11 protein-coding genes and 1 pseudogene are annotated in these 11,684 nt (G+C 39.6%); 8 read left to right on the forward strand and 4 right to left on the reverse strand.

The window, feature by feature from the left end:
* Window positions 1-132: 132 nt before the first annotated feature.
* A complete protein-coding gene (locus Xentx_RS03475) occupies window positions 133-1,017 on the forward strand; it encodes a DMT family transporter (RefSeq protein ID WP_074018949.1) in 885 nt (294 codons plus the stop codon).
* A gap of 114 nt (window positions 1,018-1,131) precedes the next feature.
* Window positions 1,132-2,032: pseudogene (locus tag Xentx_RS03480) on the forward strand (LysR family transcriptional regulator).
* Here Xentx_RS03480 and Xentx_RS03485 read toward each other — a convergent pair.
* On the reverse strand, window positions 2,029-2,466 hold the full coding sequence (locus Xentx_RS03485) for an MFS transporter (RefSeq protein WP_074018885.1): 438 nt from the start codon (window positions 2,464-2,466) through the stop codon (window positions 2,029-2,031). The pseudogene Xentx_RS03480 and the gene Xentx_RS03485 overlap by 4 nt on opposite strands.
* 254 nt (window positions 2,467-2,720) lie before the next feature.
* Here Xentx_RS03485 and Xentx_RS03490 point away from each other — a divergent pair, with 254 nt between their 5' ends.
* Window positions 2,721-3,122 (forward strand): DUF2946 domain-containing protein, encoded by a 402-nt coding sequence (locus Xentx_RS03490; protein WP_074018886.1) that lies wholly within the window; start codon window positions 2,721-2,723, stop codon window positions 3,120-3,122.
* 113 nt (window positions 3,123-3,235) lie between these two features.
* Complete coding sequence (locus tag Xentx_RS03495; RefSeq protein WP_074018887.1) at window positions 3,236-5,239, forward strand: TonB-dependent copper receptor; 2,004 nt, start codon at window positions 3,236-3,238, stop codon at window positions 5,237-5,239.
* 38 nt (window positions 5,240-5,277) lie between these two features.
* Here the strand turns inward: Xentx_RS03495 and Xentx_RS03500 are convergent, their stop codons facing one another.
* Window positions 5,278-5,781, reverse strand: a complete 504-nt coding sequence (locus tag Xentx_RS03500; protein ID WP_074018888.1) for a MarR family winged helix-turn-helix transcriptional regulator — start codon at window positions 5,779-5,781, stop codon at window positions 5,278-5,280.
* Window positions 5,782-5,952: 171 nt separating this feature from the next.
* On the opposite strand from Xentx_RS03500, the gene Xentx_RS03505 reads away from it, so the two are divergent.
* Together Xentx_RS03505 and Xentx_RS03510 are read left to right on the forward strand one after the other, a co-directional pair.
* Entirely contained in the window at window positions 5,953-6,840 is an 888-nt protein-coding gene (locus Xentx_RS03505) for an EamA family transporter (RefSeq protein ID WP_074018889.1), read from the forward strand.
* Window positions 6,841-6,869: 29 nt separating this feature from the next.
* Complete coding sequence (locus Xentx_RS03510; RefSeq protein ID WP_074018890.1) at window positions 6,870-7,466, forward strand: NADPH-dependent FMN reductase; 597 nt, start codon at window positions 6,870-6,872, stop codon at window positions 7,464-7,466.
* 261 nt (window positions 7,467-7,727) lie between these two features.
* On the opposite strand, the gene Xentx_RS03515 is transcribed toward Xentx_RS03510, so the two are convergent.
* Both Xentx_RS03515 and Xentx_RS19920 read right to left on the reverse strand, forming a co-directional pair.
* On the reverse strand, window positions 7,728-8,159 hold the full coding sequence (locus Xentx_RS03515; protein WP_074018891.1) for an N-acetyltransferase: 432 nt from the start codon (window positions 8,157-8,159) through the stop codon (window positions 7,728-7,730).
* Window positions 8,160-8,182: 23 nt separating this feature from the next.
* Window positions 8,183-8,446 (reverse strand): hypothetical protein, encoded by a 264-nt coding sequence (locus Xentx_RS19920; RefSeq protein ID WP_074018892.1) that lies wholly within the window; start codon window positions 8,444-8,446, stop codon window positions 8,183-8,185.
* 461 nt (window positions 8,447-8,907) lie between these two features.
* On the opposite strand from Xentx_RS19920, the gene Xentx_RS19925 reads away from it, so the two are divergent.
* Both Xentx_RS19925 and Xentx_RS03525 read left to right on the forward strand, forming a co-directional pair.
* Window positions 8,908-9,858, forward strand: coding sequence for a S8 family peptidase (locus Xentx_RS19925; protein WP_339373695.1), 951 nt, complete (start codon window positions 8,908-8,910; stop codon window positions 9,856-9,858).
* The gene (locus Xentx_RS03525) at window positions 9,788-11,608 is read left to right on the forward strand and encodes an autotransporter outer membrane beta-barrel domain-containing protein (protein ID WP_339373696.1); all 1,821 of its coding nucleotides are present in this window, start codon (window positions 9,788-9,790) and stop codon (window positions 11,606-11,608) included. The genes Xentx_RS19925 and Xentx_RS03525 overlap by 71 nt, the downstream gene beginning before the upstream one ends.
* Window positions 11,609-11,684 lie beyond the last annotated feature (76 nt).

The following is an 11,684-nucleotide window of genomic DNA, read 5'->3' on the forward strand; positions in this document are numbered from 1 at the left end:
CAGAGTTTCTAATTCTACAGAACCGATAGCTAAACGGATTGCATGTCATATTAAAAATGTATCCATGACAATAATTTGATTGTCATGATATTGAGCCATACCATGCTAATTCGCAAAAATAAATTAGGAATAATGATCATGCAGCACAAACTTAAAAGTAATACAACAAGTGGATGGTTAAACGGTTTTTTAGGTGTACTAATATTTAGCGGGTCACTACCTGCAACAAAAGTAGCTGTCATGGATTTTGATCCCGTCTTTTTAACTGTTGCCCGTGCTTCCCTTGCAGGATTATTAGCAATTATTATTCTTTTTGTTTTTAAAGAAAAACGCCCTGTATCCAGTCAACTAGTTTCATTATTGATTGTTGCCATAGGTGTTGTTGTTGGATTTCCGCTCTTAACTGCATTGGCTCTTCAGCATGTTACTTCAGCACACTCAATTGTATTTCTTGGATTATTACCCCTCACCACGGCCATTTTTGGTGTATGGAGATGTGGAGAACGCCCTCGCCCTGCTTTTTGGATATTCTCTGTCGTTGGAAGTTTATTGGTGATTGGATTTGCATCTTTGCAAGATTTATCAGCTTCGCTGATTGGAGATGCGTTAATGCTTGCTGCTGTGCTTGTTTGTGGGCTTGGCTATGCTGAAGGCGCAAAACTTTCTCGTGTATTGGGAGGATGGCAAGTTATCTGTTGGGCGTTGCTTATATCATTACCAATAATGCTCACTATGACATTTCTATTTATGCCAAACTCATTTGCAAATGTCGGTATTTCTGCATGGATTAGCCTGATCTATGTATCCCTATTTAGTATGTTGATTGGTTTTATTTTTTGGTATCGAGGATTGGCTCAAGGAGGTATTGCTGCTGTTGGCCAACTTCAATTACTACAACCTTTTTTTGGCCTCGTTCTATCCGCTAGTCTACTTGGTGAATCTGTGAGCTTATTTATGGTGGTTGTAACTGTCGGGATAATTTTTTGTGTGGCTGGTTCACGGAAGTTTGCAAGGTAAAGAGAAAAGCGTGCTTTGCTTGATATCTCTGCGAAAATTGCACCATTTTACTCCAATTATGGTTAATATAGGCTGAATATTTTAATACATTAGTTGATATAGATATTCTTAATCATGCGTAGAATGGATCATTTTAGCGGGATAACAGCGTTTGTCACAACAGCACAACTAGGGAGTTTTACTGCTGCGGCAGAACGCCTTGGTTTGACAAAATCTGCTGTAGGTAAAAGTGTTGGGCGACTTGAAAATCGCTTAGGAATTAAGCTTTTTCAACGTTCAACACGAAGTTTGAGTTTGACACCTGATGGAGAAGCCTTCCTGATAAATTGCTAAAGCGCTATTGATATTCTTGAACAGGCTGAATCTATACTGACTTCACATATTGTCCATCCTTCAGGACGGCTCCGCATTGATTTCCCCGCTGCTTTTGGTCGTCAGAGGATACTTCCTGCGCTTTTGAAAATTGCCCATGATTATCCTGAATTATCACTTACTGTTTCGTTCAGTGAGCGCTTTGTTGATTTGATTGAAGAAGGCATTGATCTTGCTGTACGTATTGGTGAACTTTCTGACAGTAGCGGTCTGGTTGCCCGTAGATTAACAACCCAAAAACTCGTTATTTGTGTAGCGCCAGAGTATTTATCTCTTAACAATGAACCTAAAATTCCCGAAGAATTAAGCCAACATCGTTGTATAGTGGGATTTCGTAGGAACCAACCAGTATCTTGGTTATTGAAGGAAAAGAACGGTAAAGTAAAACGTTACACTCCACCAGCGACTTACGAATTTGCTGATGGAGATGCAATGTTGGAGGCTGTTCTGGCAGGGTGTGGTTTTGCACAACTTCCATTATGGATGGTGGGAAAATACCTTGAAAGTGGAGAACTCAAAGAAGTATTGCAAGAATATTCAGGTATAGAAATCCCAATTAACGCATTATGGCCACAAAACCGTCATTTGACGCTATGTCGTAGATACTCTGGTTGAAATGGCGGAAAGTGGTTTGTTAAATTAATTTTTAAGGTAAATACTGAAAAAAGCTATTAAAGAAAAGAGGATGCTGCTCAGAAAAATCGCGTGTACTCCAAATTGTGCAAGAAACCACCCTCCAACCACATATCCAATAGTAATGCCTAAATTCGAAAAAGAAATATAAAAGCTGTTAGCAAATTCAGGTGCTTCATTTGCTTCCCGTAGAAGCCATGTCTGACTGACCACCAGCCCAGCAGAATGCAGTCCACCCCAGAAAATTTGGAGATAGAGAATAATTAATAAAATAGGATAGGCATAAATTGTCATCACAACATTTTTTTGCAGCAAGCCGCTAAAAATAAAGTTGCCTATAAATCCACAAATACCAAATAGTATTAAAATTATACCGATAGAATTCTTATTAAACTGAGTGATTTTTGCTAGGTAATCAGCTATATAGCTAAAACTTGAGAACATCGCGGAAAAAATTATTTAAAGCCGCAATGATTTGTTTTCATATTATCTTGCAGATGCTCTTTATGTGAGTTTGGGCGGTTAGGATATCACCCATAGAACAAGTTAATAATGAAAGCTGTCATAAATTCGATGAGTTTACTTACGTAGATGAAACCAACAAATTTTAATGTTTACCCAAAAAATACTTTAACAATCCTCACCAAAAATGCAGTAAGATTAGCCCTCAATCGTAGAAATTGATCCGGATTATTAGCTTGTTATCGCTTTTTCGCCTCTCACAAAGCCGAACACCCACCATCATCGCTTTACTGGCGATTTTTATGTTGTTCATTGCACCAGTGGTATCAAAAACACTGGAGCACCACCGTGAAGGAATAAGAAGCGAAATAAATCACTGTATGTCTGTGTCCAATATGCAATCGACACACACTATGAATCATCATGGTGTGGATCATATTCATATGGGATTGATGGATGATATCGCTTGTGGTTACTGCCAGCTTTTGATTAATCTGCCATTATTAGCTGGTGGCTTTGTTCCTTTCATTCTACTGACACTAATTGTGTCTAGGGCGCCACCAGCATCGCGCTTCTTTGGCCCAATTATTCGACTGTTTTACGGCGAATCACAACCACGTGCCCCACCCCTTAATTAGTCTGCTTGAAATAAACCATTCTATTTTCTTTGCCTTACACAGTTTGTACGGCAATTTGGTAATTTTTCAAACAAATTCCAAAACCGAATTTGTTGCTAATTAAGGGATTTTTTATGTCTGCTACACAACTATTTCGTATATCACCTCTGACAGCAGCTTTAGCTATCGCACTCACTATGCCAACCATTGCTTGGGCTGCCAATATGGAACAACATACTAAAGAAACACGCATTGCCCATGATCACGATAATGAAACTGTGATCACTGTAACTGCCCCGGCAATTTCACCACTTGAGGTAATTTCTTCACTAAAAGCACCTCGCCAACCAGTGCCTGCTAGTGATGGTTCTGATTACCTGAAAACCATTCCGGGTTTTTCACAGATCCGCAACGGTGGTACTAATGGCGATCCTGTATTCCGTGGTATGTTTGGTTCTCGTCTGAGAATGTTAATTGATGACAGTGAAATACTGGGCTCTTGTGGTGGGCGTATGGATGCGCCAAGTTCTTATATTTCACCAGAAAATTACGACGTTTTGAGTTTAGTCAAAGGCCCACAAACCGTACTCTGGGGGCCGGGTAATTCAGCGGGAACTATTCGTTTCGAGCGTATTCGCCCCCAATTTGAACAATTTGGCGCTCAAGGTAATGTCAGCACAGTTGTTGGCTCTAATAGTCGTTGGGATGGTAATGCTGATCTCAGTATTGGCAATGAACTGGGTTATATCCGTTTGATCGGAAATAAATCTCGCTCCAATGATTATAAAGATGGTGATGGCAATCACGTTCCTTCCCGCTGGGATAAATGGAACACCGATGTCGCCCTAGGTTGGACACCTGATGAAAATACGTTACTTGAGCTAAGCGCTGGACAGGGTGATGGTGAAGCACGTTACGCCACACGAGGCATGGATGGCTCTCAATTCAAGCGCAAAAGTCTTGGTGTGCGTTTTGAAAAAACTAACATTGGTGAGGTGTTTGATAAATTCGAATCCAATTTTTATTACAATTATACCGACCATGTTATGGATAACTATTCCATGCGTCATTCAGAAATAAAAAGGGCTTCAGAACCTGATCGCTCGACAATGGGTGGCCGTATGATGGGAACTTGGATGTGGGAAGATTTCAAGTTACAGAGCGGCGTGGATATGCAAACCAATATTCACCGTACCAATACCGATCGTAAAATGGCTGAAGCTCAAAGAAATGGGTGGATGAAAAATGCACGTTTCCGTGATTACGGTATTTTTGGTGAATTAACATGGGATACAACTGAGCAAAGTAAAGTTATCGGTGGTGCGCGTTTGGATCGTGCGATGGTATATAAATATTCCACCCAACAAGAACGTAAAGAGACTTTGCCTGCGGGCTTTATTCGGTTTGAACATAACCTGAAAGATACCCCCGTGATGCTGTATGCCGGTATTGGTTATACCGAACGTTTTCCTGATTATTGGGAGCTGTTTTCAAATAAATCGGGTGAAAATGCTTTCACTGATATAAAGCCAGAAAAAACGACACAGTTAGATATCGGTGCGCAATATAACGATAACAGCCTGAAAGGTTGGATATCAGCGTATGTGGGTAAGGTGAATGACTTTATCCTGTTCGATTATATCAACAAGGATCCGGTGGCCGGTAACGTGGATGCCACCATTATGGGTGGAGAAACGGGGGTTGCTTATAAGTTTAACGAAAATTGGAAAACTGATGCCAGCCTGGCGTATTCCTGGGCGCAAAATACCACTAATCATCGTCCATTGCCGCAGATCCCTCCTTTGGAAGCTCGTTTCGGCTTGACTTGGGAACATGGCGACTGGACTAGCAGTGGTTTGCTGCGCCTGGTAAATAGCCAACATCGAGTGGCAATCAATGAAGGTAACGTTGTAGGAAAAGACTTTGATCGCAGCAAAGGATTCGCCATTCTATCTGCAAATACAACCTATCAGGTGACCAAAAACGTTCAAGTCAGTGCTGGTGTTGACAACATTTTTGATAAAGCCTATAGCGAACACCTTAACCTAGCGGGAAGTCAGGGCTTTGGTTATTCCGGCAATACAGCAGTAAACGAGCCTGGGCGTACTTATTGGGCAAGAGTTAATGTTAAGTTTTAATATTCTTTATTCCTAGACCTATCTCGCCCTGATTTACGTCAGGGCGAATCTTTTTGGGCTGACTCATTATCTAGCAACCAATGCCGTAGCAGTATTGTAAGTTGTTCTTGTTGAGTTTCTGTCAATGGCTTGAGAATCGCTTTTTGGTTCTCCAAATGGCTTTCCACTGCTTTGTCTATCAATGCCCTTCCTTCTGTAGTCAGAAAAATCTTGCAACTACGTCGGTCTTCTTCGTTAGCAATACGCCCAATCAGTCCTCTCTGTACCATATGTTCAATACGAGTACTCATTGCTCCAGAAGTTAACATAACGGATTGATATAGCTCAGTAGGTGTAATGGGTATGTTATTACGACGCAATGTCGCAAGGATATCAAATTCTATAGCGCTTAGGCCGTGTTCTTTGAAAGCATGTTGCAAACGTTGTTCAATAATTTTGTTTATGCGACATAACCGCCCAATGACGCCTATCGACGATGGGTCAAGGTCTGGGCGCTGCTGTTCCCACTGTATTAATAATCGGTCAACGTGATCGTATTTCATGCTTTTTCCCTGTCAATTTATTTCGACAAAAAGATACTTGATAAAAATCAATTAGGCTATTATTTTAATTTATCTTTATGAAAAGATACTTCTGTTGATGGTATTTTAAAGTTGATAATTACTAAAAGTGATGAGTAGGATGAAAAACAAACAAATCAGAAGGACAGCAACATGTCAGAAATTAGATCTATCCACAATATGTTACTAACTGCGCTAGCCCCAATTGTTTGGGGAAGCACTTACATTATTACGACAGAAGTATTGCCGCCCAATATGCCTTTGCTAGCTTCTACCGTTAGAGCGTTACCTGCTGGTATATTATTATTGTTGATTTGCCGTACCATGCCAAAAGGAATTTGGTGGTTACGTATTATGATATTGAGCTTACTCAATATCGGTGCTTTCTTCTATTTTCTCTTTGTTGCGGCAGGATATCTTCCAGGTGGAACAGCATCATTAATCATGGCTTGCCAACCCATAATTGTTATATTGTTAAGCACTTGTATATTGAAAACTTCCCTTACAATAAAACACATTATTTCGGCGATATTGGGTGTTATTGGGATCAGTTTATTAGTATTGAATTCAACCACTAGTCTAAATTGGCAAGGCGTTGTTGCGGGTTTCGCAGGATGCGGTTGTATGGCTTTAGGGGTTGTACTGACGAAATATTGGAACCGTCCCGCCAATTTATCATTACTCAGTTTTACCGGCTGGCAATTAATTCTTGGAGGATTAATGTTATTGCCTGTCGCTATTTTCATAGAAGGTTTACCACAGCATCTTACCGTAACCAATATGCTTGGCTACGGCTATTTATGCATAATCGGTGCAGTGTTTTCTTATATTATTTGGTTTCGAGGAATTGAAAAATTACCTGTTGTGACAATCTCTTTTTTGGGATTTCTCAGCGCATTATCTGCTTGTATTTTAGGATATTTATTTCTAAAACAAACATTTTCCTTACTACAAATGTTCGGGGCATGCACGATCATTATCGCTGTTTGGCTTTCTATTCCCCGAAATCAGACAGAAAAAACTAATAACCCTACAGTTTAATTATCTATTAAAAAATAACAGGAAAATCAATGAAGCTTACTATAATTTCAGGCAGTCAACGCCCAGACTCGCTCAGCCAACGTGTAGCTCGTTATTTGCAAAAATTAAGTAGTGAATATGGATTTACTGAAATAGAGCTTCTGGATCTCTCCAGTGTAGAATTGCCATTACATGATGGTTATACAACAGATATATCAGCGGAATCTCATCCTTGGCAGCCAATTGCACAACATTTAAGAAAGAGTAAAGCATTTATCTTTGTTACTCCAGAATGGCATGGAATGTCAACTCCGGCGTTGAAAAACCTTCTGTTACATTGTTCTATAGCAGAATTAGGCCATAAACCAGCATTATTGGCGAGCGTATCAAGTGGAATTAATGGTGTTTATCCTCTTTGCGAATTACGAATGACAGGTTTTAAAAATAATCATGTTTGTTTTTTACCTGACCATTTAATCTTCCGCCAGGGTGAAAGTTTGATTTCAAACGATCTGATTTGTAACGATGATATATTTGAAAACCGTGTTAACTATACACTGAAACTACTTAAATCTTATGCTAAGGCACTGGAGCAAGTTCGTGAAGATGTTGGTGAAGAAAGCGAAAATTATTTGTATGGTATGTAAATAAACAATATTCAGTTCATTATGCATAAAGCTCGGCTCAAAAGTTTGAGCCGAGAGTAGAGTTCCTCCCATTTAAATCTATTTTTCCTTTTTTATTGAGTAATCTCAAGAATAAGTTACTCGTTATTAATAAGGCTGGATAAAAACACAGTACACCGTGTTTTTGGCATTTTTGTTTAATAACAACACAATAGCAGCTCTATTTGCAATCAATTGGATTGAAAAATCATCACATTACTAATGCAAGCTATTGTTAAGCCTCTAGGAGAGTTTCTTTAAGCACATAAAATACTCTTGGCATCCAGTATGTTCATCGACTTCTTCGCTAACAACATGAAACCCTTGCGATAAATAGAACTCATAACTTGCTTGGTTTTGCTGATAAACCGATAGCGTGAGTTCAGTTCTTCGTTTTTTGGCATTATTCACCAATGCCTTGCCAATTCCTTGCCCCTGTTTATCTGGTGATACAAAAACCGCAGCCAAACTATTTTCGTGAAGCGCATAAAAACCGACAACGTTAGAACTCTGTACATAGACATAAACTTCTGAAGCCGGAATATAGATATTTCTCATGTTTTTTACTTGCGATTGCCAAAATTCAGCCGCCACAAAATTGTGAGCTTTGATAGAAGCTTCCAACCAAATAGATAGAACCGCATCCATATCTGCTTCTGTAAATGGTCTGATCACTTTTGATATCCTCGTGATTTACTCTACTTTTTCCGATGTAATCTTTTCAATAAGTAAAATGCGATAAAAGCAGCTATGACGTTATAAAACGTACTGAAAACAAAGATTTTTTGGTATGTAACAAAAAACAATGTCTCTATTTTATTAAAGTGCCATTGGATTATTATGCTAACCACAGCAACACCAAAAGCGGCTCCAATTTGTTGCAAAGTTGCAATTACCCCTGATGCCATACCTGCGAATCTCACGCTAACAAAAGTCAAAACTATATTAAGCAATGGTGTCATGACAAAACCTTGACCATAGCCAAGGAATGATAGAAACAATCATCGAATAAACCATCATCCAAGTAAACATTATAAATAGTAACCAACTACAAAAAATCACAAATTAATAACAATTGGCGTTCAGTTAATTCACGAAACGCCAAAATCATGCCATTTAAAAGGAACTTTAAAAAGGGTGATGTTATGTATATTATTCTTGCATTGTTATAAAATGGTTATAATAAAGTTAAATATTTTCCTTGCACTTTGAGTTCAATTATTATGCTATAGCAACTTGTAGGCAGAGAATATCTATGGTCTGCATTGTTCTGTAGCTAATCCAAATATAGGTGAATCTCACCATAGCCTACTTGTTACATCTCAATTATCGTCATCGATTTTATTAATAAGAACTTTTCAAGGAGCGATTTGCAAAACAGCGAATTGAAAGTTTCCACTTTTTGAAAAAGGGAACCTCTATTATGAAAAAAAACAATTCGGCACGACCGATTTTTCTGTGGATGACATTATTTTTTGGATTATTACCTATTAGTACCTCAATGGCTGCTTCTGAATATCAGGAACAGGGTAAAAAAAACTCACCAGATAGTTGGTTATCAGATGAATTTAATCATCAGTGGGGATTAGCTGCTATTGGTGCTCATTATGCCTATGCTCGTGGTTACACAGGAAAAGGCATTAATGTTGGTGTATTGGATGAAGCCGTTACCAACCATTTTGAATTTGCAGGCAAACTAAAAATTTTAAGCCCAGACGATACCTGGAATTACGATAAAAATCCCGACACTGGGATTATCAGTTTTGGAGCTCATGGGAACCATGTTTCTGGGATTATTGCAGCAAACAGGGACGGCAAGGAAATGCATGGTGTAGCATTTGATGCGGGTTTGATTACAGGGAAATATTTGCAAAACCCCTATAACCGTACAGAAGCCATGATCCAAAGCAACGCACGTGTCATTAATAACAGTTGGGGTGTTCGCCCCTCCTATGAAACTGATGAACACGGTAAACCTAAACGATGGGAAAATGGGACAATCAAGTATTATCCAGTCACATTGCAAGATCTTACTAATTATGTCACACCAATTAAGGATGATTTGGATCGGTTAAGCCGCACTCCAATTCCAGAACTCGATGACTATACAACAAGAACTGCGGGCCTATTGCGCGCAGCACGTCATGGGAAATTAGTTGTTTTTGCCGCGGGAAATGCAAATAACTATAACGTCACTTGGTTACATGCGGGTATGCCCTATTTCTTCCCTGACGCATTGAAAAACTACCTCAGCGTTGCCAATCTGACTAGGGAAAACGCAATTAACGTTTCATCAACGAGTTGTGATTATACTGCCAGTTACTGTTTGTCCGCACCAGGTACAAAAAATTCCAGGTATTGGCGGCATAGTTGAGAAAGACACTACTGTAGAACGAGTCTGTAATAGTATTGAGTGTGCATATGACAGTTGGGGTAATGATATATCCGGTCACGGTGGATTAACGAAAATCGGTAACGGTACACTCGAACTTGCCGGTAAAAATAACATCTATAAAGGGCCAACTTTAGTAGAACAAGGTCGTTTACTGGTTAGCGGCTCCATAACTTCAGATGTTACTGTGCAAAATGGTGCTATTTTTGGAGGGGATGGTACAGTCGGTTCACTCTTAGCCAATTCCGGCGCCAATATTGCACCCGGTAACTTAAGTACTAACTCTGTCCTAAGTTCTGGTGGTACTCTGAAAGTTGATCGTGATGTTACTTTCCTAACTGGTTCACATTATCTGGTAGAAGTTGTACCAAATAGCCTGGGTCATAGTGATCGTATTATCAGCAATGGGTTAGCAACGTTGAAAGGCGGTGAAGTGCAAGTCACTCTGGAAAATAGTAGTAACTTGTTATCGAAGCAAGAAGTCCGTAGTTTGCTTGGACAGCAATATAATATTCTGCAAGCAAACCTTGGTATCAACGGCAAGTTTGCAACTGTAGTGCCAAATTATTTATTCGTTGGTACTGAACTTAGTTACCAAACTAACCGAGTGATGTTAGATATAAAACGTAATTCCACCACATTTGCCAGTTTAGGAATGACTGCTAATGAACGTGCTGTAGCTAATGCTGCTGATAAACTGAGTTTGGGTCATCCGGTTTATGAGAGTATCTTGATGTTTGATACAACGGCGCAAGCCCGCCAAGCATTTCAGCAACTTTCTTCTGGGCAGATCCATGCTGATATTGCTGCGGCACAAATCAATAATAGCCGCTATATACGCGATACCCTGAATACCCGTTTGCGTCAGGCTCATGGTAGAACCATCGAACAGGATATTAAAACTGATAAAAACGGTGCTTGGGGGCAAATAATAGGTAATTGGCAACGCGCTAATGGTAACAGTGAAGTCAATGGTTATCGTGTATCCAACTATGGTGTGTTATTAGGAGCGGATAAAGAGTTTGGCGATGATTGGCGGCTCGGTGTCGCTACCGGATATACCCGCTCTTCTTTGAATGGTGGATATAACACTTCAGCACATAGTAACAATTTTCATTTGGCTCTATACGGTAGCAAACAGATTGATGCTTTGGCATTGCGTGCCGGCGCTACTTACAGTTGGCATCGTTTTGATACCAAACGTTCGGTTGCTTTTGGTCGTCAATCCGACAATCTGAAAGCGAAATATGGTGCTCAGACCGGTCAATTATTTACTGAGACAGCTTACGGAATAAATACCTCTTGGCTAAATCTGGAACCATTCGCTAACCTGTCTTATGTTAATTTCCGTAATGAAGGCATTAATGAACATGGTGGTGCCGCTGCATTAAACGGTAATAAACAATCGAAAAATGTAACCTTCTCCACATTAGGTTTACGTGTCGATCAAAAATGGCAGACCGAAAACGAAATCACTGTAGGAGCATATGGTGAATTGGGTTGGCAACATCAGTTTGGCAATGTAGAGCGTGACTCTAAATTAAGTTTTAGCAATAGCGATACCCCGTTTACTGTCAACAGTGTTTCAGCCGCACGGGATTCTGCTGTCGTTAAGGCAGGTACGGAATTTGAAATTAATAAAAATACTAAACTGTCACTGGGGTATAATGGTGTTTTATCAAGCAGTCATAAGGATAATGGTGTATTCCTGAATGCCAATTGGAAATTCTAGTTAATCAAAATTGCATATGTTTTGATAACAAAAACTCACTGTTGGCAATGACTGGCAGTGAGTTTTTTTAGGGCAT

Source organism: Xenorhabdus thuongxuanensis (assembly GCF_001908095.1).
Lineage (GTDB): Bacteria > Pseudomonadota > Gammaproteobacteria > Enterobacterales > Enterobacteriaceae > Xenorhabdus > Xenorhabdus thuongxuanensis.